The sequence below is a fragment of the Actinomadura sp. GTD37 genome (genome assembly GCF_041951365.1).
Taxonomy (GTDB): domain Bacteria; phylum Actinomycetota; class Actinomycetes; order Streptosporangiales; family Streptosporangiaceae; genus Spirillospora.
In genome coordinates this window covers 359,379-383,023 of sequence record NZ_JBGNUS010000003.1, presented here as the reverse complement: position 1 = coordinate 383,023, position 23,645 = coordinate 359,379, and the positions used below count along the sequence as shown (strand labels likewise).

The window sequence follows — 23,645 nt, the reverse complement described above, 5'->3', positions numbered from 1 at the left end:
GCCCCAGGTGGACGCCTGAACGGCTATCCGACGATGGAGATCTGCCCCGTGGCCATGGGCCGCTCGGGGACGTCTCCGATGTCGTAGGACGGCCGGTTGCGATCCGCCGCGTACGCGGTGACGGTCAGGCGGATCGGCGTGGAGTCGCCGGAATAGGCGACCCGGTACACCACCACGACGGGGATACCGGGCCCGATCTTGAAGAACCTCTTCTCCTCGGGCGTCGGCATGCGAGCGACGATCTCGTCCCGGTACCCGGTCTGCTCGTGCCCCAGCTCGGCGAGCACCCGGATCGTCCCCCGCGGGATCTTCTCCTTGCTCTCGATCTCGGTCCCCCGCACGAGGTCCATCGAGTAGTACGACTTCTGCAGCGAGTACGGCGTGTCGTCGATGAACCGCTGCGAGCCGCGCACGACGACCTGGGTGTCCTCGTCGACCTCCAGCCAACCGGCGATCTCCCGGTCCGGATACTCGATCCGCGTCTCGAAGCCGCGAACGCTCGGCTTGCGCCCCGCCGCGCGGACGCCGGCGCTGTAGGAGTCCAGGGACGAACTGGTGCCGTCCCCGCCCTCCTCCCGGGAAAGGATCACAAAGAACGGGATCGGCCCTTTCGCGACGAACGTTCCGCGCCCCGGCTGAATCTGGATCAGGCCCTCGTGCACGAGATTGGTCACGGCGATCCTGATCGTGTTTCTGGACGCGCCGAAAATTCGCTCCAGTTCAGGCTCCGTGGGCAGCCGCTCCCCTGCCGCGAACCCGCCCGACTTGATCTTCTCCCGAATCTCGTCGGCGATCTCCTTGTGCAGCGCATTGGCCATCGGAAATCCTTTCCAGCCCGGCTACGCCCATTGTCACCGCCAATGCCCGCGACGGCGCTCCCCGGCAAGACATAGGTACCTCACCTACCAGTCGACCCGGGCAACCCCCACCGGACAGGCGGCCGTGAACTCCGCCTGCATCACCGGCGTTGCGGTGGCGCACCGGAACGCATGGCGCGCCCCCAGTTGCGGATGCGGCGGATATGACTATTCGGACGAGCCTCAAATACGAGAACTTCGGGACCCGCTGACGACGGACACCGGGAGATGAAAAGCTCTGGCTCCCTCTTACTCGCACCGGCGGACCCTGGAACATGAGACCCACATACTGGTCATTCACCATCAAAGATCGGGCAAGGAGATCGGCGCCCAGGCCCGTATTCCGCATGACTCCTGCTCGGTACCGCCGGCACGGGTATGGACCGCCGCATACCTACCGGACGGCCTTCGAGGGGGAACGGTGACCTTTGCCAACCAGGCTGGCATCCAGCACGAGGCGATCGGCGAAATCGGCGACGAGGCCTTTATTGTGGAAGGCCGGAAACTCGCCGTGTTCACGTCCGCTCGGCTGGACGGGCGGCAGCCGAGGCTGACCGAAGCGGTCATCGTCGTGCACGGCGCGCTGCGGAACGCCGGGGACTACTTCCGCTCGATCAAGAAGGCGCCGCACCGGCTGGTCGTCGCGCCCCAGTTCCTCACCGAGGACGACGTGCGCGGCGCCGAGGACCGCGCCGGATATCTGCACTGGGGCACCGAAGACTGGAAGGGCGGCCTCGGCGAGGTCAGCTCGTTCACGGTCATGGACGAACTGCTGCGCGGGCTGAAGGCGTTCCCCGGCCTCCGGCGGGTGACCCTCGTCGGCAACTCGGCCGGCGGCCAGTTCGTCAACCGCTACGCGGCCGTCGGCCGGGGCCCCGACGAGCTCGCGGTGCCCGTAAGGTTCGTCGTCGCCAATCCGTCCACCTATCTGTACTTCGACACCGACAGGCGCACGGGCGACTCCTTCGTCCCCCACGACGCGGCAGAGGTCGATCAGTGGCGGTACGGCTTCAGCGGCGTCCTGCCCGACTACCTCGGTGCGGCGAGGTCGGGAGACGACCACTTCGAGCGCTACGCCGGCCGCGACGTCGTCTACCTGCTGGGCGCGCAGGACGCGGACCGCGGCGCGGCGCTGCTGGAGATCCATCCGGCCGCCGAGGCGCAGGGCCGCACCCGTGTCGAACGCGGCGAGATCTACCACGCCTACCTTCGCCACAAGGCGGGGCGCGACGTCCACAGGCTGGTGCGCGTACCCGGTGTCGGCCACGACGCCGCGGAGATGTTCGGCTCCCGGCAAGGGCGCGCGTGCATCTACGGGCCGCGGCGCTGGATCCGGCGCCGGTGAGGTCCGGGGTCAGACGACGGGGCGGCCGGATTTGATGCGGCGGCGGAAGTCGTGCAGGTAGAGGTTGAAGGGGAACTCGCGGGCGGGGCGGGGCATGAGGCGGTTGGTCCGGGCGAGGGCGCGCATGACGCGGTCGAAGCGGCGCTGGTCGCGGGGCGTCCAGTCGTAGCCGAGCTCGTCGCGGAAGGGCTGCGGCAGGAAGCCGAGGGTCAGGAAGGTGTGGGTGCGGCCCAGGGCGAGGCGCACCGGGGCGTGCAGGAAGCGCAGTTCGACCAGGTCGCGCAGGTACCCGCGGGTGAGGTCGTCCATCTGGATCTTCTTCAGGCCGTCCTGCCAGTACGCCTCGAAGGCGGCGCGGTCGGCGGGCCACAGTTCCGGCTTCATCTGCAGGGTGGTGCCGAAACGGGCGCCGTAGCGGTACATCACCTCGGCCTCGGCGGGGGTCGGGTTCCCGTAGAGGACGTCGTAGATCATCTCGACGCCGACGTAGAGGCAGGCGGCGACCCAGAGCTGGAGTTCGGGGTCGAAGGCGTTGTACGGGACGGGCTCCTTGGCGCGGACCTGGCGGTGGGCGCGGTTGACCTCCTGGCGCATCGCCTTGCGCTCGTCCTCGGTGCCGAGCATCGCGACGGCGATGTAGCTGAGCGTGGTGCGGGCCCGCTTGACGGGATGCTTGTCGACCCGGCCGCTGTCGACGGTGCTCTTCGCGACGCCGTGTCCGACGGGGAGGCGGGCGAGCTGCATGACGACGTTCGCGGCGGCGGCGGCGAGAGCGATGCCGCTGATCGAGTCGAGGACGACTTTCGGGGGCGTCTCCTCCGCGGTCATGGTCATCCCGGCCTCACTTCCTGAGACATAGAGGCGATTTCCGTCTCACTGTGCCAGTGTAAGTGTGCGCTTGCAAGGGCGCCCGGGAGTGGGCGCCCTCACAACCGTCAGGCGTAGGGGTCCTCCCTGGCGAGGACGCGGGCCGCGAACTCCTTCAGCGTGTCGAGAGTGCGCAGGTAGGGCATCGGGCCGTAGGACACGCGGGCGACCCCGGCGGCGGCCAGGTCGGCGAGCGGCGCCCCCGGGAAGTTGTTCGCGTTGACCGGCCCCGGCAGCCCCTTGACCAGCGCGGGGACGGCGTCCATCGGCGCGGTGATCGGGTAGACGCAGTCGGCGCCGGCCGCGAGGTACAGGCGCCCGCGCTCGATCGCGGCCTCCACCGGGTCGGGCACCCCGGCGACGAACGTGTCGACCCGGGCGTTGATCACCAGGGCGTCGCCGGCGGCGTCCCGGACGGCGGCGAGGTATCCGGCCTGCACCTCCGGCACGGCCAGCTCGCCCGCGTAGGTGTCCTCCAGGTTGCAGCCCGCGGCGCCGATGGCGAGCAGCCGCTCGACCAGTTCGGCGGGCCGCAGCCCGTATCCGGCCTCGGCGTCCACGGTGACGGGGACGGTCGCGGCACGGATCACCCGTCCGGCGGCGGCGAGCATCTCCTCCACCGGCGCGCCCTCGTGGTCGGGGTAGCCGAGCATGGCGGACACCGCGGCGCTGGCGGTGGCGAGCGCCGGGAACCCCGCCTCCTGGACGATCGCGGCGCTTCCGGCGTCCCAGACGTTCGGCAGCAGCAGCGGATCACCGGGCCGGTGCAGCTCCCGCAGCAGTGCGGCTTTTTCGGTCATGGCAGTCTCCTTCCCTCGCGGAGGTGGACTCAGACGACCCGCCGGATTGTGACATCGGCGGCGGGAGCGGCACTGGGTTAGCGTCAGAGCGATCATTGACCCGCGATGAGGGAGTCCCCATGCTGCCATGGTCCGCCGAGCTCGCCGGGCGTCTGGAAGAGCACATCGTCGGCAGCGAGCTGCTGCGCGGCAACCCGCTGAAGGACCCGCACGAGCGGCCCGTCCTCGTGTACCTCCCGCCAGGCTACGACGACGAGCCGGAGCGCCGCTATCCCAGCGTGTACGTGATCACCGGGTTCACCGGGCACGTCGGGATCTGGCGCAACCGGATGCCCTACCGGCAGCCGTTCCCCGAGACGGCGGACGCGGTGTTCGCGTCCGGCGAGGCCCCGCCCGCGATCGTCGTGTTCGTGGACGCCTGGACCGCGCACGGCGGCAGCCAGTTCGTCGACTCGCCCGGCACCGGCCGCTACCACTCCTACATCTGCGACGAGATCGTCCCCTGGGTGGACGCCCGGTACCGGACGCTGGACGCGCCCGGCCACCGCGCGATCAGCGGCAAGTCCAGCGGCGGCTACGGCGCGATGATCACGCCGATGCTCCGCCCCGACCTGTTCGGCGCGCTCGCGACGCACGCCGGCGACGCGCTGTTCGAGTACTGCTACCTGCCCGAGTTCCCGAAGTGCGTCCGGCACCTGCGCAAGTACGAGGGCGACATCTGGCGCTGGTGGAGCGACTTCACCTCGCGCACGGCGTTCACCAAGCCCGAGGACATGGAGCTGCTCAACATCCTCGGCATGGCGCTCTGCTACTCCGCGCGCGAGGACGGCGCGCCGGACCTGCCGTTCGACCCGGTCACCGGGGTGATCAGGCAGGACGTGTGGGAGCGCTGGCTGACGTTCGACCCGGTCCGGATGGTGCCGGGGCACGCGGAGGCGATGCGGTCGCAGCGGGCGATCTGGATCGACGGCGGGACGCGCGACGAGTGGTTCCTGGACGTCGGCGCGCAGGCGTTCCACCAGGCCCTCCTGGACGCCGGCGTCCGGGAGGACGTGATCCGCTTCGAGCTGTTCGACGCCGGCCACGGCGGCATCGACTACCGCTACCCGCTGGCGCTCGCCTGGCTCTGCCGGCGCATCGCGCCGTAGGCGCGGTGTAGCGGCGCGCGCGCGACGAATCCCGACCGTGAACGGGCCGGGCCGGCATGACCGGCCCGGCCCGTTCGCGCTGCCCACGGCGGCTTTATCCGCGATTTCATTCACAGTCGCAGAACAATTGAAAATCCAGTAACAAATGGATTCATTGACACTTTTCACAATTCGGGATGCACTTCGGGGCAGCTCATCCGGATGAGTCCCCCATCCATACCCCCGCCGGGCGGGCGGCGGCCCCGCGGAGCGCTCCCACAAGGACCTCCACGTGTCCCCCCGCACGTCCGGCACGTGGAAGGAGCACCCCCGTGAGACACCAGACCGCGATCGGGGCGACGGTGCTGTCCGTCGGCCTCGCCGTGGCGATGTCCTCCCCCGCCACAGGTGCGACCACTCGCACCGCCCCCGCGGCCCCGGCCAAGCCGGACCCCCGCACCGTCGCCGCCGCCTCGGCCGACCGCCTGGTCGCGGCGAAGCCCGCCGAGTTCAAGAAGGCCCCAGAGGACCGGATCGTCCGGCGCGGCGTCACCTCCGGGCTGCGCGGCCTCCAGCACGTGCAGTACGAGCGCACCTACGACGGACTCCCCGTCTACGGCGGCGACTTCGTCGTCACGACGAACGCCGGCGGCGGCGTGCTCAGCACGTCGGTCGACCAGACGAAGAAGCTGGACGTGTCGACCAAGGCGACGGTCAGCGCGGCGAGCGCCGCGGCGACGTCCCGCGCCCGGGTCGGCAAGGTCGACAGCGCGTCCGCGCCCCGCCTGACGGTGCTGGCGGAGGGCGCCGGACGGCTCGTCTACGAGACCGTCGTCAGCGGCACTCGGCGGAACGCTCCGACGAAGCTGCATGTGCTCGTCGACGCGAAGACCGGCAAGGTCGTCAAGACCTGGGACGAGGTCCGGGACGCGGCCGACGACCAGAGCTACTACCACGGCACGGTCGACCTCAGCACCGCCGCGACGTCCATGACGGACCCGCAGCGGTCCGGTGTCCGGTGCGGCGGCCAGAACGGCTCGACCTACACCGGCACCGACAGCGCATGGGGCAACGGCGGCGGCACCGACCTGGAGACCGCCTGCGTGGACGCCATGTACGCCGTCCAGAAGGAATGGAACATGCTGGGCGACTGGCTCGGTCGCAGCGGCATCAACGGCAGCGGCGGCGGCTTCCCGCTCCGCGTCGGCCTCAACCAGGCGAACGCCTACTGGAACGGCAGCTACACCAGCTTCGGCCACAACCAGGCCGGCACCAAGCAGGCCACGTCCGTGGACGTCGTCGGCCACGAGAACGGCCACGCGGTCTTCACCACCACGCCCGGCGGTGACAGCGGCGGCAGCGGCAACGAGAAGGGCGGCATGAACGAGTCGGCCGGCGACATCTTCGGCGCGCTGACCGAGCACTACATGAACGAGCCGGCGAACCTCGACCCGCCGGACTACCTGGTCGGCGAGGAGGTCGACCTGGTCGGCTCCGGACCGATCCGGAACATGTACGACCCGTCCGCGCTGGGCGACCCGAACTGCTACTCGTCGTCGATCCCGAGCACCGAGGTGCACGCGGCGGCCGGCCCGCAGAACCACTGGTTCTACCTGCTGGCGGAAGGGTCGAACCCGTCCAACGGCAGCCCGGCCAGCCCCACCTGCAACGGCTCGACCGTGACGGGCATCGGGGTCCAGAAGGCCGGCCAGATCTTCATGGGCGGGCTGAACCGCAAGGTCACGAGCTGGAGCCACGCCCGCGCCCGCACCGAGACGATCAACGCGGCGGTGGAGCTGTTCCCCGGCTCGCCCACCGAGTGCAACGCGGTGAAGGCGGCCTGGAGCGCGATCAACGTCCCGGCGCAGAGCGGCGAGGCGTCCTGCGGCACCCAGCAGCAGAACGACTTCTCGCTGTCGCTGAGCCCCGGTTCCGGCCGCGCCCAGTCCGGCGGGACGGCCACGATCACCGTGAGCACGGCCGTCACGGCAGGCAGCGCCCAGCAGGTGTCGCTGTCGGCGACGAGCAGCCCGGCCGGCCCGGCGGTGTCGTTCTCGCCGAGCACGGTCACCGCGGGCCAGTCGTCCACGATGACCGTGAGCGTCCCGGCGGGCACGGCCGACGGGACGTACCGGATCACGGTCGCCGGTGACGGCGCGTCCGTCGACCGCACCGCCGCCTACACGCTCACGGTCGGGACCGGCTCGCCCGGCGGGACGGTCTTCTCCGACGAGTTCGAGAGCGGCCAGGGCTGGACCACCGACCCGGCCGGCTCCGACTCCGCCACCGCGGGCGCGTGGGATCGCGGCGCCCCGCAGCCGACGAGCTGGTCCGGCACGCCCCTGCAGCTCGCCGCCGCCGGCGGCGGCGGCGCGCTGACGACCGGCGCGGCGGCCGGCGCCGACGCGGGCGCCTATGACGTCGACGGCGGTGTCACCAGCGTCCAGTCCCCGGCGATCAGCCTGCCGAGCGGCGCCCTGTCGCTGAGCTTCAGCTGGTACCTCGCCCACCTCGACAACAGCTCCACGGACGACTACCTGCGCGTCCGCGTCGTCGGGCCGAACGGCACGGGCACCGCGCTGAGCCAGAGCGGCGCCATGGCCGCCAAGGCCGGGGCGTGGCAGACGGCGACCTACGACCTGTCCGCCTACGCCGGCCAGTCCGTCCGCATCGTGGTCGAGGCGGCCGACAACGGCACCGGCAGCCTGGTCGAGGCCGGCCTCGACAACATCAAGATCACCCAGTCCTGACCGCCCCCCCGCTCGCGGCCCGTGACGGGGCCCGCTCCCCCGTCACGGGCCGTGCCTTCCCTCCGGAGGAATGATGAGATCCCGCACCATGGCGGTGCTCGGGGCGGCGGCCCTGACGGTGTCCGCCCTCCTGCCCGGCGCGGCCGCCTCGGCGGCGCCCGCGGCGCTCGCCGCGCCCGACATCCCGCTCGCCAACGTCAAGGCGCACCTGTCGCAGTTGCAGAGCATCGCGACCGGCAACGGCGGCAACCGCGCCCACGGACGCCCCGGCTACCGCGCCTCGCTCGACTACGTGAAGGGCAAGCTGGACGCGGCCGGCTACCAGACCAGCGTCCAGTCGTTCACCAGCGGTGGCGCGACCGGCTACAACCTGATCGCCGACTGGCCGGGCGGCGACACCGCCGACACGCTGATGACGGGCGCGCACCTCGACAGCGTGTCCGCCGGCCCCGGCATCAACGACAACGGCTCCGGGTCGGCGTCGATCCTGGAGACCGCGCTCGCCGTCGCCCGCGCGGGCCACCAGCCGAACCGGCACCTGCGGTTCGCCTGGTGGGGCGCCGAGGAGCTCGGCCTCGTCGGGTCGACGTACTACGTCAACAACCTGCCGTCGGCCGAGCGGTCGAAGATCACCGGCTATCTGAACTTCGACATGGTCGGCTCCCCGAACCCGGGCTACTTCGCCTACGACGGGGACGGCTCGTCGGGCAGCGGCGGCCCGGCCGGGTCCGCCGAGATCGAGCAGGTGCTCCGGTCGTACTTCTCGTCGATCGGCGTGCCCGTGCAGGACACCGCGTTCGACGGACGCTCCGACTACGGCCCGTTCATCCGCGTCGGCATCCCCGCCGGCGGGATGTTCACCGGCGCCGAGGGACGCAAGACGTCCCAGCAGGCGCAGCTGTGGGGCGGCCAGGCCGGCGTCGCGTTCGACCGGTGCTACCACTCGTCCTGCGACACCACGTCCAACATCGACGACACCGCGCTGGACCGCAACGCCGACGCCATCGCGCACGCCGTCTGGACGCTCGGCGGGGACGGCGGGTCGCAGGAGCCGCCCGGCGACACCGTCTACGCCGACGACCTGGAGACCGACGCGGGCTGGACGGTGAACCCGGGCGGCGCCGACACCGCCACCGCGGGCGCCTGGCAGCGCGCCGCCCCGCAGCCGACGAACTGGTCCGGCACGCCCCTGCAACTCGCCGCCGCCGGCGGCAGCGGCGCCCTGGTGACCGGCGCGGCGGCCGGCGCCGACGCCGGGACCTACGACCTCGACGGCGGCGCCAGCAGCGTCCAGTCGCCGCCGATCGCGCTGCCGGCCGGGGCGAAGACCGTGTCGTTCTCCTGGTTCTTCGCCCACCTCGACAACAGCTCGTCCGCCGACTACCTCCGGGTGCGGATCGTGGGGCCGGACGGGTCCGCGACCATGCTGGACCAGCCGGGCGCGGCGGCGAACCGCGCCGGGGCCTGGCGGACGCAGACCGCGGACGTCTCCGGGTACGCCGGGCAGACCGTCCGCATCCTGGTGGAGGCCGCCGACGCGGGTTCCGGCAGCCTCGTCGAGGCCGGCCTCGACGACCTCAAGATCACCACATAGCCGCAGGCCGGCGGCCGGTTTCAGTGTTTTCCACGAGGGCGTTCACACAATTGAAAATCCAGTGCCGGATGGATTCGTTGACACCCGACCGGCCGCCGCGATGCACTGCTGAACAGCCCGCCCCCCGCTTTCAGGGCTGACAGTAGGCGGGACGCACGGGACGAATCTCGGCCCGGACCGTGCGCCCGCCGCCGGGGTCCCCGCCCCCCGCCGGACCCCCGGGCGTCCTGCCGAACGTTCCCAGGCAGGACGCCCGGGGGCCCACCGCTGTCGGAGGCGCGAGCAACAATGGACGTATGTGCCGCAGCATCAAGACGCTTCGCCCGCCGTACGCCGACGACGTCACCGATGAGGACGTCCGGGCGGCGGCGCTCCAGTACGTCCGCAAGATCTCCGGGTTCCGCTCGCCCGCGTCCCACAACGCCGAGGCGTTCGAGCGGGCCGTCGCGGAGATCGCCCAGAGCACGGCCGCCCTCCTCGAAACCCTGGAGGTCCGAGGAGGGCGCGCACGGTAGACCCCTACTCGGCGGCGACGAGCTCGGCGATCTGGACGGTGTTCAGGGCGGCGCCCTTGCGCAGGTTGTCGCCCGCGCAGAACAGGGCGAGGCCGTTCTCCACGGTCTCGTCGCGGCGGACGCGGCCCACGTAGGTCGGGTCCTGGCCGGCGGCCTGCAGCGGGTTCGGCACGTCCGCCAGGACGACGCCGGGCGCCCCGGAGAGCAGCTCGCTCGCGCGCTCCGGGCTGATCGGGCGCGCGAACCGCGCGTTGACCTGCAGCGAGTGGCCGGTGAACACCGGGACGCGGACGCAGGTGCCCGACACCTTCAGATCCGGGATCTCCAGGATCTTGCGGCTCTCGTTGCGGAGCTTCTGCTCCTCGTCGGTCTCGGCGAGGCCGTCCTCCACGATCGAGCCCGCCATCGGCAGGACGTTGAACGCGATCGGGCGCACGTAGACCGACGGCTCGGGGAAGTCGACGGCGGTGCCCGAGTGGGTGAGCCTGTCGGCGCCCTGCACGACCTTGGACGCCTGGTCGTGCAGCTCCGCGACGCCCGCGAGGCCGCTGCCCGACACGGCCTGGTAGGTGGAGACGACGAGGGCGGTCAGCCCCGCCTCGCCGTGCAGCGGGCGCAGCACCGGCATCGCGGCCATCGTGGTGCAGTTCGGGTTGGCGATGATGCCCTTGGGGCGGTTCACCGCGGCGTGCGGGTTGACCTCGGCGACGACCAGCGGGACGTCCGGGTCCATCCGCCAGCCGGAGGAGTTGTCGATCACGACGGCGCCCGCGGCGGCGACCTTCGGCGCCAGCGCCTTGGACGTGGTCTTCCCCGCGGAGAACAGCACGATGTCGAGGCCGGTGTAGTCGGCGGTCTCCGCGTCCTCGACGGTGATCTCGGCGCCGTCCCACGGGAGCCTGCGCCCCGCGGAGCGCGCCGAGGCGAACAGCCGCAGCTCGTCGACGGGGAATCCGCGCTCGGCCAGGATTTCGAGCATCTTGGCCCCGACCTGTCCGGTGGCCCCGACGATGCCGACTCTCATGCCGCTCCCTCTGGTAGATCGCTTGGCCTGGGCGAGTCTGCCCAGGTCGGATGCAGGACGTCCAGTCAGTAACCCTACGCGGACGGTTCAAGCGCTCCTTAACGGAACGCGTCCAGCCCGGTGACGGCCTTCCCGAGCGTGAGCAGGTGCACCTCCTGCGTCCCCTCGTAGGTGAGGACGCTCTCCAGGTTGTTCATGTGCCTGATCACCGGGTATTCGAGCGTGATCCCGTTCGCGCCGAGGACGGTGCGGGCCTCCCGGGCGACGTCCAGCGCCGCGCGGACGTTGGCGAGCTTGCCGAACGACACCTGCTGCGGCGTGGCCTCGCCCGCGTCCTTGAGGCGGCCGATGTGCAGCGCGACGAGCCCCGCCTGGCCGAGCGCGACCTCCATCCAGGCGAGCTTCTCCTGGGTGAGCTGGAACGACCCGATGGGCTTGCCGAACTGCTCGCGGGTCTTGGCGTAGCCGACGGCCGCCTCGTAGCAGGCCCGCCCGGCGCCGACCGCGCCCCACAGGATCCCGTAGCGGGCCTCCGCCAGGCAGCCGAGCGGCCCCTTCAGGCCCCGCACGCCCGGCAGCACCGCGCCGGCGGGCAGGCGCACGTCGTCCAGGGCCAGCTCGGAGGTGACGGACGCGCGCAGCGACATCTTGCGGTGGATGTCGCGCGCCGTGAACCCCGGGGTGCCCGCCGGGACGAGGAAGCCGCGGATGCCGTCGTCCGTCCGGGCCCAGACGACCGCGATGTCGGCGACCGACCCGTTCGTGATCCACATCTTGGCGCCGTTCAGGACCCAGTCCGTGCCGTCGCGGCGGGCGCGGGTCAGCATGTCGCCAGGGTCGGAGCCGCGGTCCGGCTCGGTCAGGCCGAAGCAGCCGATCGCCTCGCCCGCCGCCATCCGCGGCAGCCACTCGTTCTTCTGCTCCGCCGACCCGTACTTGTGGATCGCCGCCATCGCCAGCGACCCCTGCACGGACACGAAGCTGCGCAGCCCCGAGTCGGCCGCCTCCAGCTCCCGGCACGCCACCCCGTAGGCGACGGCGCTCGTCCCGGCGCAGCCGTAGCCCTGGAGATGCATCCCGAGGAGGCCGAGCGCGCCCAGCTCGGGGGCCAGTTCGCGGGCCGGGAACGTCCCGTCCTCGAACCAGCCGGCGAGGTGCGGGACGATCTTCTCCGCCGCGAACGCGCGCACGGTGTCGCGGACCATGCGCTCCTCGTCCGTGAGGCGGTCGTCCACGCGCAGCACGTCCATGCGGGTCTCCTCCGTTCCGGGGCCGTCCGCCCACGAGGGTACGTCGGGGGCCGCCCCTGAGCCGCCGCGGGTGCGCTCAGGGGCGAATCAGGGCGAATCCCGATGTCGGATCTCCGTTCGACTGGGCATGATCGAGGCATGGACATGGAGAAGAAGAGCACCGGCAAGCAGCTCCGCCGCATCCGCGAGGGCCGGATGGTCTCGGGGGTGAGCGCCGGAGCCGCCCGCTACCTCGACATCGACGTCAACATCGTGCGGCTCGGTTTCGCCGTCCTCGCGGTGTTCGGCCCCGGCATCCCGATCTACATCCTCGCCTGGATCCTCATCCCGGAGGAGGGCGAGCCGACGTCGATCGCGGAGGACCTGTTCAAGAAGGCGAGCGACTCGCCGAAAGTCCAGGACGCCGTCCAGAAGACGAAGGACGCGGTGGCCAAGAACCGCACCAGCGCCTAGGACGCCGGGCGGCCGACGCCGGACAGCTCCTCACCGCCCGCGCCGGACGACGGGGCGGCGAAGGGCCCCGCGCGCGTCCCGGCGATGACGCCGCCGCGGACCTGGTTCCAGCCGAGCGTCAGCATCGCCGCGGCCGACAGGCCGAGGACGCCCGCGAGCGCCACCACGGTCTCCGGCCCGAGGACCTGCGCGGCGGCGCCGCCGACGAGGATCCCGACGCCCTGCCCGGCGAGGATGCCGGACTGGGCGAGCCCGAACGCCTGCCCCCGCCCGGACGCCGGCACCGCCGCGACGAACGCGGTGTTGGCCACCAGCTGGTAGGCGCTGCCGACGCCCGACAGCGCCCACAGCGCGACCACCCACCACAGCGGCGGATGGACGCCCGCGCCGACCAGCGGGAGGCAGGCGAGCATCGACATCCACCCCATGGCGTGCAGCCGGTTCGCCGGACGGACGAACCGGCTGAACAGCAGCGAGCCGACCACCATCCCGGTCGGCATCGCCGCGAGCAGCAGCCCGGCGGTCACCGCGCCGCCGCCGAACGTCGCCGCGTACGGGACGGCCAGGCCCTCCGGGATCACGTAGAACGCGCACAGCCACGCGAACAGCACCAGCGACCGCAGCACCGGGTCGCCGAACACGAGCCGCGCGCCGTCCCGCGTCCCGCGCAGCAGGTTCAGCGACTCGCGCTCCCCGCGGTGCGGCGCCGCCCGGCGCCGGAGCCCGCCGATCAGGATGACGGCGGACGCGCCGAAGGTCAGCGCGTCCAGCGCGAGGGCCTCGTACGTCCCGACGACCGCGACGACCGCGCCGCCCGCCAGGAAGCCGACCACCTGCGTGACCTGGTGGGTGATGTTGGCGATCGCCGAACCCGCCACATATCTGTCACCCTCCAGGACGTCCGGCATGACGGCGGCGCGCGCGGCGGAGAACGGCGTCCCCAGCAGGACGACGAGGAACACCAGCGCCGACAGCGCCCCCACCGGCATCGCCACGACCGCCATCACCGCCACCAGCGCGGCCCGCAGCACATCGCAGATGATCATGACCGTGCGGCGCGGGAACAGGTCGGCCAGCCCGGACAGCACCGGGCCGCCCACGATCGGCGGGATGTAGGTCAGCGCGTACACCAGCGCCGTCAGCAGCGTCGACCGCGTGTGGTCGTACACGAGGACGGCCAGCGCGACCTGCGCCAACTGGTCCCCGATGTACGACAGCGCCTGCGCCGACCAGAGGGCGCGGAACTCCCCGATCGCGAAGACCTCGCGATAGGTCGCCTGCTCCTCCGCCGGACGACGATGCCGACCGGTCTGCCTAACCGCCACGCCCGCTCCAGTTCAGCCCGCCCGGTGCCGGGCGCCCTCCCCTATTAACTCACGCTGCGTGGCAGTCGCGTGACCTACAGTGCGCAATTCTTTGCGTCAGTATCCGAGTTCGTGCAACTTCCCGTCGTCGATCCCGAAGTGGTGCGCGATCTCGTGGACGACCGTGATCCGGACTTCTTCCACCACGTCCTCCCTGGTGTCACATATCCGGAGAATCTCCGTGCGGTAGATCGAAATGTGATCGGGCAGGACGGCTCCGTACCAGTCACCGCGCTCGGTGAGGGGTACGCCCTGATACAGGCCGAGAAGCCCGCGTTCAGGCGCGTCGTCCTCCACGACGATGACGACATTGCGCATGTGGGCGGTCAGCTCGGGTGGGATGGTGTCGAGGGCCTCGGCCACGAGGTCCTCGAACTCATCGCGCGACAACTCCATCACGACATCGATTCTGCTCGATAGAAGGGGAACACGTGCCCCAGGTCCGCGCCCCGTTGACCAAGGCCCTCACGAAGCTCCGCGCCCTCGGCGCCGCCACCGCCGACCGCGCGCGCCGGTTCGGTTCCCACGCCACCCCGTTCCTCACCCACCGATGGACGCGCCTCGCCCTCGTCGTCGCCATCGGCCTGGCCGGCGGCTACGTCGGCCTCCTCGGCGGCGGACGCTACGTCACCCCCGTCGGGCCCACCGACGTCCAGCTCACCCTCCAGCCGTCCCTGCACGGCGGGACGACCCTGAAGCTGCCCCCGCTCGGCTCCCTCCAGCTCGACACCCACGAGGGCCCCGTCTCCCTTGAGGCCCGCATCACCGACCTGCGCCCCGAGCAGGCCAAGAAGCTGATCGAGGACGACACCGAACTCGACCGCCTCACCGACCGGATCGCCGGCCAGATCCGGCACGGCCTCGTCGAACTGCTCGTCCGCGCCGTCCTGATCGCCCTCGCCGCGAGCTTCGCGGCCTCCCTCGTCCTCTTCCGCTCCTGGCGCCGCGCCCTGCTCGGCCTGTCGTCCGCCGCCGCCGGCCTCGTCGCCGTCACCCTGCTGACCTGGGCGACGTTCAACCCCCAGTCGATCGCCGAGCCCCGCTACACCGGCGTCCTCGCCAACGCGCCGCAGATCGTCGGCGACGCCCGCAGCATCGTCGAACGCTTCTCCGCCTACCGCGCCCAGCTCGCCCGCCTCGTCGGCAACGTCTCCGAGCTGTACGCCACGACCTCGACCCTCCCGACCTACGAACCGGACCCGTCCACCATCCGCGTCCTGGCCGTCTCCGACATCCACCTCAACCCCGCCGCCTGGAACGTCATCAAGTCCGTCTCCACCCAGTTCAAGGTCGACCTCGTCATCGACAGCGGCGACCTCATGGACCACGGCAGCAAGGCAGAGGACAAGTTCGCCGACTCCATCTCCGACCTGAAGATCCCCTACGTCTACATCCGCGGGAACCACGACTCCAAGGAAACGCAGAAGGCCGTCGAGCGGCAGAAGAACGCCATCGTCCTGGACGACGACACCCGCGAGGTCGAGGGCCTGCGCATCTACGGCGTCGGCGACCCCCGCTTCACCCCCGACAAGAGCACCCGCGACGACTTCGTCGGCGCCGACCAGCTCCGCGCCGAGGGCCTGCGCTACGCCGACAGGCTCCGCGCGTCCGGCACGACCCCCGACGTCGTCGTCACCCACGACCCGGCCGAGGGCGAGGCGTTCGCCGGCGTCACCCCCCTCGTCCTCGCGGGCCACACCCACACCCGCTCCACCAAGCTCCTCCCCACCGGCACCCGCCTGTTCGTCCAGGGCTCCACCGGCGGCGCCGGCCTCCGCGGCCTCGAACACGAGCAGCCCACCCCGATCGAGCTGTCCGTCCTCTACTTCAGCCGCGCCACCCACCGCCTCCAAGGCTGGGACGACCTGCGCCTAGGCGGCCTCGGCCTCACCTCCGCCCAGATCGAGCGCCACCTGGAGCCCGCCCCCGACCGCACCGTCACACCCCGCCCCCCGGCCCCCTCACCCCCCGCGTCCCCGACCTCCCCGTTCCCGTCCGAGTTCCCGTCCGACTGGCCGTCCCGCAGCCCGTCCCCCACCGAGAGCGCACCCGGCGCCCGCCTCCCGTCCCCCACCCGCACCACCGAACCGGGGTAACCGTTTGCACGCCGCCCGGCGGCGTCCTCTAGACTGACGGGGTCGAGTGGCGACCATCTCCGCCACCACCGGGCCCCCTTCGTCTAGCGGCCTAGGACGCCGCCCTTTCAAGGCGGTAGCGCCGGTTCGAATCCGGTAGGGGGTACCACGCGCATGGCTGCAAGTTCACTATCCGGCCCGCCGTCGTCCCCCATGATCGCCGCGTTCGCGGCCCGTAGTTGCGTGTCCGCCGTTTCGGACGTGATTGTGACCTGAATGTCGACCTGATGGCCTTCCTTGTCGTGACGCATCTGGACGGCGAAGGCGTCCAGCAGGCGCCGCAGGGTGGGCTCAGGTAGCAGATCAAGGTCGACCGTGCCGGTCGGGCAGTGGTCCAGCAACTCGGGACACGGTGCCACCGGAGTCGCTTCCCGCAGTTCGCGTAGCGCGGTTTGCTTGGCCTCCAGGTCCGCGCCGATGCGCGTGGTGCGTTCGTTGATGGAGTTGACGAACGCGGGTGTGGGGTCGTCGGCGGTCTCCAAGGAGTCGAGGACGCGTTCCTTGCGACGTTTCAACTCCGCGATTTGTCGCTCGACTGCCGCCAGGCGTTCACGGTGTTCCCGCAGATGGCTGTCATAGACCCGGGCGAGCAATACGCGCAGGCGTTCACGTCGATGGGAACTGAAGATCTCACGGTTGAAGAACTCGGTCAGGCCCGCCATGAGCGGTTCCTCGCGAACCCAGATGCTCGCCGGGTGCCCTTCGGGACGGTAGGCACGGGCCGGACGGCAGATGTAGTAGATCCGCCCCCGGCTCTCCTTGCCGAACATCCGGCGTCCGCACAGCCCGCAGGTCATGTAGGAGCGAAGCGCGTAGAAGCGATGGGTGTCGGTGTGCGCGGTGTTGGGCCCCGGGCGGCTACGGGAGCCCTCTCGATCACGGGCGACCTTCTGGGCGTCAGTGAAGGCTTCGACGCTCACCAGAGCGGGATGAGTGGGTGCGCTCGACCAGATCCACGCCTCGGGAGGATTGTTCCGACCTCCGGCCGATGTGGTCGCCTTACGGTTCCACACCATGTAGCCGGTGTACTTGGGATTGGTCAGCACCTCCCGGACCGAGGAGTAGGTCCACTTGCCCACGCTGCGGTGCTTCGCGGTGGCGACAGGCGGCGAGTAGCGATCCAAATCACGGTTGAGTCGGTCGGCGATGGCCTGGTAGCCGAGTCGCTCACTGACGCGGATCTCGAAAATGGTCTGCACGGCCGGGCTGCGCACCGGGTCGACGGCCAGGACATGCTTCGTGGCCCCCTGTTCGCGGCGAGCGGCGACCGGGTGAGGAACCTTGTCCGCCAGGTACCCGTACGGAGGCCGCCCGACGTTGAAGCCCTGTTCGGTGTGGGCCTCGAAGCCGCCCCAGGCTTTCTCCAGCATCTCCAGGACGTACCACTCGGCCACGCCCTGCTTCACCCGCCGCGTGAGGACCTGGGAGGAGCGTTTCCCGTTCAGGGCGATCGGTTCGTCGGACGCCCATAGCGGGATTCCGAGCTTCTCCAGGGTGTTCTCGATATGGGTACCGATGTAGGTCCGACGCGCGATCCGGTCGACCGACTCGCAGATCACCGCATCGAACCGGCGATCGGCCTGGGTCGCTTCCGACAGCAGGTCTTGGATGCCGCCGTCACGCGGAACCGGGATGTTGAACCGCTCGTGCCCGCGTCCGAATCCGCGCGCGGCGAGGTCCTTGCGTCCGGACTCGATGTCGTAGAAGTGCGCGACGATCACCGCACGCCCTGGGAGGGCCGTGTGCAGGGCGCTCTGGCTGTTGGCGAGCTGGCGTGGGAGCGACAGCGTCGGGTCCTGCTTGTCCTCGGTCGAGGTCCGCCCCGCGAAGGCCACCCGTAGCGGCCCGTCCAGCCGAAACCCTCCACCAGGGCCGGTCAGTCCTGCGGATCGGCTGCTGTGGGTCCCTCTGGTGAACACGTCGAGCGGGATCGGGCTGCGTGCCTGGTCCACCACGTGAGTACCTCCTTGATCGCATGTGCCTGCACCCGGGTGAGCTGCGCCTGAACGGACGGGTCCGCCGGGACCATTCGCCAGGTCATCGTCAACTCCTCGCTGTCACGCCGGGTTCGGTTGTCCGGCCTGGTCACCGCGCCCTCGTCCGCCGGGTGTGGGCGGCGGCGGTCCCGATGTCAAGCCGGTCCGGGGATGACGCCACACCTCCGCCGTCAAGATCAAGGCGGGCCGCGCGGCGGCCCTTCTCCACAGGAACGAAAACCAGGAGGTCTTCGTGGGCTGTGGCCATGGCGGGGATGCCGTGTTCGCGGAGGCGGCGGGATTCGATCATCTGGAAGAACGACGCGCGGGTGACGATCTGCCCGTCGCGCAGGCCGCACAGCAGGGCGGCGAACCGGTCGGACAGGACCAGGCCGTTGTCTTCAGCAACGGTGATGACCTGGCCCGGAAGGTCGACGAGTTCGCTGGCGACGCGGAAGGGGCGGACGGTGACGGCTATGACTCCGCCGGGGCGGAGCAGGGCCGCGCATCCGGTGAGGATCTGCCCGAACCCGGCGACGAGTTCGGCGGTCGGGCGGTGGGCGAGGTTGCGGCGGTCGGTGGAGTAGCGGTTGTGGGATTTGTCGATCTTTCCGCCGCCGTTGTCTCGGCCGGTGCATACCTGCCCGTGGGTGGTCGGCCCGTAGGGCGGCGACGTCAGCACCAGCGCGGCGGTGCCGGCCTGCGTGGCGAGCGCGGTGGCGATGTTGCGGGCGTCGCCGTGGACGACATGCCCGCTGCCGATGGCACCTTGGGAGCGGGCGTGGCAGAGGTTGCCGGCGGCCATCTCCGCGAAGTGCGCCTCGTACTCCATCCCGATGGCGTGGCGTCCCTGGTGAACGGCTTCGACGAGAGTCGTGCCGATGCCGCACATGGGGTCGATGACCAGGTCGTTGGGCTCGGTGTAGGCGGCGACGACGTGGGCGGCGATCGCGGGCAGCATCTTGGCCGGGTGGGTCATCGACTCGGGCGTGTAGCGACCCTTGCGCTGGATGCGTGAGGGTTGCTGCCCGGTGAGCAGCACGGATGCGAGCCTGTGGGTCTCGGTGTGGGGGCTGGTGTTCATCGGTCACCTTCCTGGCCGCTGTTGCCCGGTCGCGTGAGGATGCAGACGTCGGCGTGGACGCGGGCCGCGGGTGGCAGGGCCCGGGAGCGGATGTCGCGGAGTTGGCCGAGGCTGCTGGGGCCGGCCTGGATGAGCAGGGTGTCGCCCTCGACGGGGACGCGGACGGCGATGATGTGCTGGCTGTAGCGGAACCCGGCCTTGCGGGCCTCGCGGATGATCGCCGGTGCGGGGTCGATGAGGTGTCCGTTGTGGTGCCTGGCGGTGGTCACGACCGCGAGGTGACCTCCCGGACGCAGGACTCGGTAGGCGGCCGGCAGGAACGACTGGGCGCGAAAGGCACTGTCGGTCAGCACGTCCGACAAGCAGGCCGGGCACGCTCCCCGCGCTCGCCTCGGCTTTTGTTCGGCGGTGCGGCTCCCGGCCGTGGGCGGTGCCGCGATCACCAGCGCGACCTTTCCGGCGTGGTCGGCGATACCGCGGTGCATCTGGTCGGCGCGACACGGCCGCATCGCCACTCGTCCGAGGTATTCATGCGGCAGGTGTTCACGCAACTGCGCGCCGATGTGCTGGGCGAGCGGGAAGTGCGGCACGCATCCGACGGCGCGCCGGTCGAGTTCGGCCGCCGCGCGCAGGACGGCGGAGTTGGTGGTGAAACCCTCGGCGATCACCTCGTGTTCGTCGGTGGTGGTGTTGATGAGGTGGCGCGCGAGCCCGGAGCTGATAGTGCCCAGGTGCCGTTCGCAGGTTCGGGTTTGGGGTGCCCGGTGGGCGGGGCCCTGGCAGGGCTGCGCGTGGTGGGCGGGCTGGTCGGTGGTGTCGTCCGGGCAAAGCCAGACGGTGAGCGGCAGCAGTTGCCGCGCGCCGCTGGCGGGTGTCGGGTTCGACTTGTTGGTGCTGGTCATATCGGGTGACCCGTGATGGTCGCCCGGTCCCCTGTCTCACCAAGTAACTGACCGCGCCCTGCCCGATCCTGGACACGTACGACGCGGGTTTCTGGGTAGCACAGCAGGGTGTCGACGATGGAGAGAACTGGATCTGGCCCACATTCCGTGACGTACTCGGCGTCGGGTTGGCAGGATGCTCTTCGTGGATCACTTGAGCCCTGGATCGCTAAGGAGCGTCCGGGGACTTCCGCTGCCGCCCCTGTTGCTGGAGATGCTGGGCGATGGACGTTGGCGCGATCCCGGCGAGCAGGCGCTTGACAGGGTCATGCCCTGGGCGGACGAGCCCTGCAAGTTCCTTATGCTCACGATCGACCAGATGCGGAAGGAAACGGGCGACCTTGATCGCGCCACCGAGGAAGAGGAACTGGCGCGGATTTTCCATGTGGCCCGGGGAAGCACTCACGCCAGGTCTGTCGAGTTGCCCTGGCTCGACCTCGACCTGGCCTTCCTTATCGGCGGCGCCCACTACACCGACACCTTCAGCATCGCGCTGGACTACCGCACCGGCGTCGAAGACCCTCAGGTGGTCGCTGACGGGGGCGGCGAGGGAGCCGATCTTCACCAAGGCGACCGATGGCCCTTGGGCTGGCGCGTGGTCACGCCGACCTTCTCCGCATTCGTTGCGGCACTGACTCTGACGGTTCCGCCAGGCTGAACCACCCCACCCAGTTCAACGCACTGCGACGTCCCCATCTCCGTGTCGGCGTACTTACTCCTCGGTATGCAGAGCGGAGTACGGGTAGACGTTTACCTGTACATGGGTCTGCACTTGGCTCCGTACACCCGACACTCTGCCAGCTGGCTATGCCGTCGAGAAGCGGCCCCGCTTGTCGACGGGTTCGGGCACCGGTTGGTGATCGAAGGGCTGAGGATGTCGGTGAGTTTGGGCACCACTTCTGGCCTGGGGGCTGCCGCCCGTATGGCGCGAAGACGAGGTTCCGTTCGGCGTTGAGCGTCTCGGGTGGACAGCCCGGGGATCAGGGGTAGAGCGTGCCGAGCAGTGCACCTTGCCCCGACTGGAGGATGTGAGCCGCCTTCAGCGGAATCCAGAAGCACTCGAAGCTCGTGGGGTCCTGCTCGCCGTCATGGAGCTCCTGGCTGACCCATCGCTCTGGAGTCGGCTCGGTCAGCTCCATAGAGAAGACGTGCCGTCGCTGGATCTCGAAACGGTACGGGCTGATGTCGTAAGTGGTTTCCCCCAGCTTCCGGACAATCTTGAAGTGGATGAAGCCGGTCTCCTCCCGAGCCTCCCGAAGGGCGGCCACCTCCGGCGTCTCGTCCGGCCGAATGCTGCCGGCCGGTACCTGGATGCCGACCTCCTCATAGCTGTAGTCGATGTGCCGGAAGACCAGGAGCCTCCCGTCGCGGACGATGTAGCAGAGCACCTTGTCCTTGACAACCTTGTCTGTCATCGGTTCCTCTCCTGGCGCGAAACACCGAAACAATGGGCGGGAGCATGGTGCTGCGAGGCCAGATCTCGAACTCGGCGGCCGTCGACACTGGGCCGCAACAGTTCGCCTGGGAGTTTTGATCTCTCTTGACGTGGTTCTCTGCGTGCACGTGTTCATGCTGGTCAGCGGCGATCTAAACACTTGTGCGCGCTTGACCTCAGGCACCTGGCAGCCTGTGCACACGATCAGTAGATCGTGTTTTCGCTGGTCACAGCGATTATGAGCAGATCATGAGCAGATCCGGTCGCGAGCGCTTGCCGGCGATCTGCTCATGATCTGCACACGGCCTCTGCCGAGATGTCGGTGACCGATTCACCGATTGACCTCTCGGGGGTACCCATGACCAGCACCATCACCGCCGTCCGTCCGGCGGACCGCTCCGACCAGCCGACCCGCCGCACCGACGCCGAGACCGGGCACGTGCTGGACGTCGCGGAGACGACGTTCGATCTGCTGACGCGCGGCCCGGCTCCGCTGTCGGTGGACGGTGCGGCGCTCGGGCACGGGCTGCCCGCCCGCAAGATCGCGCTGGACGAGGTCCGGGCCATCCTGCTGCACCCCTCCACCGGACACGACGCGCGCGACGCCGTGTGGAAGGCGTTGGTGCGGCGCGCCCGCCACCAGGGTCCGTCCTGGGTGATCGGATGCGTCGGGGTCGCGCTTCCCGGTCTGAAGGCGATCGTGCGGGACAGGCTGCGCGGCCTGGACAGTGAGCCGGGGGCCGGCACCTCGCGTGTGGCCGGTGATTTGCTGTCGGCGTTCCTCGAGGCGTTGCACCAGGTCGACTTGGAGCAGCCGCGGATCGCGCAGCGGCTGGTGTGGCGGTCGGCCAAGGCTGTGGAGCGTGCCTACCGCGCGCACGTGCAGGTGATCCCGGTGGACCCTTGCGAACTGGCGAAGGTCGACCCGGCGGCCGTCTCGTCGGACGACCACGTGGACCTGCTCTTGGGCTCGGCCGTCCGGCAGGGCGTCATCACCGCGGTTGACGCCGAGATCATCACCATGACGCGGTTGGAGGGCATGGCCCCTGCCTGCCTCGCCGAGCGGCTGGGGATGTCCTATGCGGCGTTGATGAAGCGCCGCAGCCGCGCCGAGAAGCGGCTGGTCACCGCGATGCGCGACGAAGGTCTGCGCGACGACTACGCCACGCTGATGTCCAAGCCCGGGGTGTGAGCTGTCCAGTTACTAGGTGAAAGCAACCCGGGGTTGAAGACGGACTCGGGCCGGATGGTCACCCGGTCCCCATCCGTCAGACCGTCCGCCGAGTGCCCTTGCCGAAGGAGGACACCCGCAAGGCCCGGCCCGTCTTCACTCCGTGGTTTCCAACCTTCCGACCGGTACCTACCGACGCCATTTCCACTCGCCGTCTCGTCACATACATGGAGGGCTGCCCGTTGAGCATCCGTCCGTCGTCAGAGCTTCTTCCATCTCGTCGGCCAGAGGTGAGCCGTGGCCGCCTCGCCGCTGCAATTGCGCTGTGGTGCGTTGGCGTTCTGGTGTGCGGAATGGTGATCGCCGCAACATTGGCTGTGGCAGCCGAGGCGCACATCATTACCGCCACGCCCGGAGCTGCTCCTGCGGACAACGCGCGTCTTCAGGAGGTCATCTCCAACCTGCGCAATGTCATTGTCGGTCTGCTGGTAGCGCTGGCCACGCTGTTCGCCACGATCGGCGGAGTCCGGTATCTGCTGGCCGGTGGTGACCCCGGCGAGGCCGAGGCGGGGAAACGCACACTGCGCAATGCCGCCATCGGTTACGGCATCGCCGCGCTCGCCCCGATCCTGGTGCAGATCCTCCAGTACATCGTCGGGTCCTGAAGATGCGAGCCTGGATTCGCAGGGTTCGGCGGAGACGCGCCTTGATCGCGCTCGCTCTCTTGGCGGGCACGTCGGTATTGAGCCTGTTCTTGCACGTCACCGCTGACGCGCCTTCCTCCGTTCAGCACGCGAGCACCGCGTCCGCCGTGGCCCCGTTGGATCCGGAGGACGACGGCGACTCCGGCGAGGGCCAGGAGGAGGATGACTGCGGCTGGGTGGACATGGGTTGCCACACCAAGTAGGCGATCACCGGCTGGTTCCGGTCGCTGGCCAAGAGCGCCCTGACGCCGGT

22 protein-coding genes and 1 tRNA gene are annotated in these 23,645 nt (G+C 70.2%); 12 read left to right on the top strand and 11 right to left on the bottom strand.

The annotated features are described in order from the left end of the window. Positions 1 to 23: 23 nt before the first annotated feature. Positions 24 to 818, bottom strand: coding sequence for a GntR family transcriptional regulator (locus tag ACA511_RS20120; protein ID WP_375025944.1), 795 nt, complete (start codon positions 816 to 818; stop codon positions 24 to 26). A 460-nt stretch (positions 819 to 1,278) separates the two neighbouring features. Here ACA511_RS20120 and ACA511_RS20115 point away from each other — a divergent pair, with 460 nt between their 5' ends. Then, positions 1,279 to 2,202 carry a hypothetical protein gene (locus ACA511_RS20115; protein WP_375025943.1) on the top strand — a complete coding sequence of 308 codons (924 nt, stop codon included), beginning with the start codon at positions 1,279 to 1,281 and terminating at the stop codon, positions 2,200 to 2,202. Positions 2,203 to 2,211: 9 nt separating this feature from the next. Here the strand turns inward: ACA511_RS20115 and ACA511_RS20110 are convergent, their stop codons facing one another. After that, positions 2,212 to 3,036 (bottom strand): oxygenase MpaB family protein, encoded by an 825-nt coding sequence (locus ACA511_RS20110; RefSeq protein ID WP_375025942.1) that lies wholly within the window; start codon positions 3,034 to 3,036, stop codon positions 2,212 to 2,214. 101 nt (positions 3,037 to 3,137) lie between these two features. Next, the gene (locus ACA511_RS20105; RefSeq protein WP_375025941.1) at positions 3,138 to 3,869 is read right to left on the bottom strand and encodes an isocitrate lyase/phosphoenolpyruvate mutase family protein; all 732 of its coding nucleotides are present in this window, start codon (positions 3,867 to 3,869) and stop codon (positions 3,138 to 3,140) included. Between the two features lie 119 nt (positions 3,870 to 3,988). Here ACA511_RS20105 and ACA511_RS20100 point away from each other — a divergent pair, with 119 nt between their 5' ends. The 4 genes from ACA511_RS20100 to ACA511_RS20085 all read left to right on the top strand — a co-directional run bounded on the left by ACA511_RS20100 (position 3,989) and on the right by ACA511_RS20085 (position 9,855). After that, positions 3,989 to 5,017, top strand: coding sequence for an alpha/beta hydrolase (locus ACA511_RS20100; protein WP_375025940.1), 1,029 nt, complete (start codon positions 3,989 to 3,991; stop codon positions 5,015 to 5,017). 311 nt (positions 5,018 to 5,328) lie between these two features. Then, the gene (locus ACA511_RS20095; protein ID WP_375025939.1) at positions 5,329 to 7,746 is read left to right on the top strand and encodes a M4 family metallopeptidase; all 2,418 of its coding nucleotides are present in this window, start codon (positions 5,329 to 5,331) and stop codon (positions 7,744 to 7,746) included. 73 nt (positions 7,747 to 7,819) lie between these two features. Then, positions 7,820 to 9,340 (top strand): M28 family metallopeptidase, encoded by a 1,521-nt coding sequence (locus tag ACA511_RS20090; RefSeq protein WP_375025937.1) that lies wholly within the window; start codon positions 7,820 to 7,822, stop codon positions 9,338 to 9,340. A 296-nt stretch (positions 9,341 to 9,636) separates the two neighbouring features. Further along, positions 9,637 to 9,855 carry a DUF2277 domain-containing protein gene (locus ACA511_RS20085; protein WP_375025936.1) on the top strand — a complete coding sequence of 73 codons (219 nt, stop codon included), beginning with the start codon at positions 9,637 to 9,639 and terminating at the stop codon, positions 9,853 to 9,855. 4 nt (positions 9,856 to 9,859) lie between these two features. Here ACA511_RS20085 and ACA511_RS20080 read toward each other — a convergent pair whose 3' ends face one another. After that, on the bottom strand, positions 9,860 to 10,879 hold the full coding sequence (locus ACA511_RS20080) for an aspartate-semialdehyde dehydrogenase (RefSeq protein WP_375025935.1): 1,020 nt from the start codon (positions 10,877 to 10,879) through the stop codon (positions 9,860 to 9,862). Between the two features lie 98 nt (positions 10,880 to 10,977). Then, positions 10,978 to 12,129: an acyl-CoA dehydrogenase family protein gene (locus ACA511_RS20075; RefSeq protein WP_375025934.1), complete on the bottom strand. Its 1,152-nt coding sequence runs from the start codon at positions 12,127 to 12,129 to the stop codon at positions 10,978 to 10,980. A 138-nt stretch (positions 12,130 to 12,267) separates the two neighbouring features. On the opposite strand from ACA511_RS20075, the gene ACA511_RS20070 reads away from it, so the two are divergent. After that, entirely contained in the window at positions 12,268 to 12,582 is a 315-nt protein-coding gene (locus ACA511_RS20070) for a PspC domain-containing protein (protein WP_375025933.1), read from the top strand. Here ACA511_RS20070 and ACA511_RS20065 read toward each other — a convergent pair. Together ACA511_RS20065 and ACA511_RS20060 are read right to left on the bottom strand one after the other, a co-directional pair. Beyond that, positions 12,579 to 13,907 carry an MFS transporter gene (locus tag ACA511_RS20065; RefSeq protein ID WP_375025932.1) on the bottom strand — a complete coding sequence of 443 codons (1,329 nt, stop codon included), beginning with the start codon at positions 13,905 to 13,907 and terminating at the stop codon, positions 12,579 to 12,581. The two genes, ACA511_RS20070 and ACA511_RS20065, sit on opposite strands and share 4 nt — an antisense overlap. Before the next feature lie 96 nt (positions 13,908 to 14,003). Continuing rightward, on the bottom strand, positions 14,004 to 14,345 hold the full coding sequence (locus ACA511_RS20060) for a metallopeptidase family protein (RefSeq protein WP_375025931.1): 342 nt from the start codon (positions 14,343 to 14,345) through the stop codon (positions 14,004 to 14,006). Between the two features lie 32 nt (positions 14,346 to 14,377). Here ACA511_RS20060 and ACA511_RS20055 point away from each other — a divergent pair, with 32 nt between their 5' ends. Beyond that, complete coding sequence (locus ACA511_RS20055; protein WP_375025930.1) at positions 14,378 to 16,042, top strand: metallophosphoesterase; 1,665 nt, start codon at positions 14,378 to 14,380, stop codon at positions 16,040 to 16,042. Between the two features lie 72 nt (positions 16,043 to 16,114). After that, a tRNA-Glu gene (locus ACA511_RS20050) sits at positions 16,115 to 16,190 on the top strand. Here ACA511_RS20050 and ACA511_RS20045 read toward each other — a convergent pair. The 3 genes from ACA511_RS20045 to ACA511_RS20035 all read right to left on the bottom strand — a co-directional run bounded on the left by ACA511_RS20045 (position 16,150) and on the right by ACA511_RS20035 (position 20,043). After that, positions 16,150 to 17,451: a recombinase family protein gene (locus ACA511_RS20045; RefSeq protein ID WP_375026289.1), complete on the bottom strand. Its 1,302-nt coding sequence runs from the start codon at positions 17,449 to 17,451 to the stop codon at positions 16,150 to 16,152. The two genes, ACA511_RS20050 and ACA511_RS20045, sit on opposite strands and share 41 nt — an antisense overlap. 715 nt (positions 17,452 to 18,166) lie before the next feature. Further along, positions 18,167 to 19,141 (bottom strand): TRM11 family SAM-dependent methyltransferase, encoded by a 975-nt coding sequence (locus ACA511_RS20040; protein ID WP_375025929.1) that lies wholly within the window; start codon positions 19,139 to 19,141, stop codon positions 18,167 to 18,169. Then, positions 19,138 to 20,043: a hypothetical protein gene (locus ACA511_RS20035; RefSeq protein ID WP_375025928.1), complete on the bottom strand. Its 906-nt coding sequence runs from the start codon at positions 20,041 to 20,043 to the stop codon at positions 19,138 to 19,140. The genes ACA511_RS20040 and ACA511_RS20035 overlap by 4 nt, the downstream gene beginning before the upstream one ends. 244 nt (positions 20,044 to 20,287) lie before the next feature. Here ACA511_RS20035 and ACA511_RS20030 point away from each other — a divergent pair, with 244 nt between their 5' ends. Beyond that, positions 20,288 to 20,740, top strand: a complete 453-nt coding sequence (locus tag ACA511_RS20030) for a hypothetical protein (protein WP_375025926.1) — start codon at positions 20,288 to 20,290, stop codon at positions 20,738 to 20,740. A gap of 322 nt (positions 20,741 to 21,062) precedes the next feature. On the opposite strand, the gene ACA511_RS20025 is transcribed toward ACA511_RS20030, so the two are convergent. Then, positions 21,063 to 21,497 carry an NUDIX domain-containing protein gene (locus ACA511_RS20025; protein ID WP_375025925.1) on the bottom strand — a complete coding sequence of 145 codons (435 nt, stop codon included), beginning with the start codon at positions 21,495 to 21,497 and terminating at the stop codon, positions 21,063 to 21,065. Positions 21,498 to 21,875: 378 nt separating this feature from the next. Between ACA511_RS20025 and ACA511_RS20020 the strand changes: the two genes are divergently transcribed. The 3 genes from ACA511_RS20020 to ACA511_RS20010 all read left to right on the top strand — a co-directional run bounded on the left by ACA511_RS20020 (position 21,876) and on the right by ACA511_RS20010 (position 23,595). Further along, a complete protein-coding gene (locus ACA511_RS20020) occupies positions 21,876 to 22,709 on the top strand; it encodes a hypothetical protein (protein WP_375025924.1) in 834 nt (277 codons plus the stop codon). Positions 22,710 to 23,041: 332 nt separating this feature from the next. Continuing rightward, positions 23,042 to 23,353, top strand: coding sequence for a pilin (locus tag ACA511_RS20015; RefSeq protein ID WP_375025923.1), 312 nt, complete (start codon positions 23,042 to 23,044; stop codon positions 23,351 to 23,353). A 41-nt stretch (positions 23,354 to 23,394) separates the two neighbouring features. Next, complete coding sequence (locus ACA511_RS20010) at positions 23,395 to 23,595, top strand: hypothetical protein (protein WP_375025922.1); 201 nt, start codon at positions 23,395 to 23,397, stop codon at positions 23,593 to 23,595. The last annotated feature ends 50 nt before the right edge of the window (positions 23,596 to 23,645 follow it).

What these genes read in the sequence shown, in the direction of transcription:
- ACA511_RS20110 (WP_375025942.1), bottom strand. Translation starts at nt 3,036, where the DNA reads ATGACCATGACCGCGGAGGAGACGCCCCCGAAAGTCGTCCTCGACTCG.
- ACA511_RS20075 (WP_375025934.1), bottom strand. Translation starts at nt 12,129, where the DNA reads ATGGACGTGCTGCGCGTGGACGACCGCCTCACGGACGAGGAGCGCATG.
- ACA511_RS20035 (WP_375025928.1), bottom strand. Translation starts at nt 20,043, where the DNA reads ATGACCAGCACCAACAAGTCGAACCCGACACCCGCCAGCGGCGCGCGG.
- ACA511_RS20015 (WP_375025923.1), top strand. Translation starts at nt 23,042, where the DNA reads ATGGTGATCGCCGCAACATTGGCTGTGGCAGCCGAGGCGCACATCATT.
- ACA511_RS20020 (WP_375025924.1), top strand. Translation starts at nt 21,876, where the DNA reads ATGACCAGCACCATCACCGCCGTCCGTCCGGCGGACCGCTCCGACCAG.
- ACA511_RS20040 (WP_375025929.1), bottom strand. Translation starts at nt 19,141, where the DNA reads ATGAACACCAGCCCCCACACCGAGACCCACAGGCTCGCATCCGTGCTG.
- ACA511_RS20085 (WP_375025936.1), top strand. Translation starts at nt 9,637, where the DNA reads ATGTGCCGCAGCATCAAGACGCTTCGCCCGCCGTACGCCGACGACGTC.
- ACA511_RS20090 (WP_375025937.1), top strand. Translation starts at nt 7,820, where the DNA reads ATGAGATCCCGCACCATGGCGGTGCTCGGGGCGGCGGCCCTGACGGTG.
- ACA511_RS20105 (WP_375025941.1), bottom strand. Translation starts at nt 3,869, where the DNA reads ATGACCGAAAAAGCCGCACTGCTGCGGGAGCTGCACCGGCCCGGTGAT.
- ACA511_RS20070 (WP_375025933.1), top strand. Translation starts at nt 12,268, where the DNA reads ATGGACATGGAGAAGAAGAGCACCGGCAAGCAGCTCCGCCGCATCCGC.
- ACA511_RS20120 (WP_375025944.1), bottom strand. Translation starts at nt 818, where the DNA reads ATGGCCAATGCGCTGCACAAGGAGATCGCCGACGAGATTCGGGAGAAG.
- ACA511_RS20045 (WP_375026289.1), bottom strand. Translation starts at nt 17,451, where the DNA reads ATGCTGGAGAAAGCCTGGGGCGGCTTCGAGGCCCACACCGAACAGGGC.
- ACA511_RS20080 (WP_375025935.1), bottom strand. Translation starts at nt 10,879, where the DNA reads ATGAGAGTCGGCATCGTCGGGGCCACCGGACAGGTCGGGGCCAAGATG.
- ACA511_RS20025 (WP_375025925.1), bottom strand. Translation starts at nt 21,497, where the DNA reads ATGACAGACAAGGTTGTCAAGGACAAGGTGCTCTGCTACATCGTCCGC.
- ACA511_RS20100 (WP_375025940.1), top strand. Translation starts at nt 3,989, where the DNA reads ATGCTGCCATGGTCCGCCGAGCTCGCCGGGCGTCTGGAAGAGCACATC.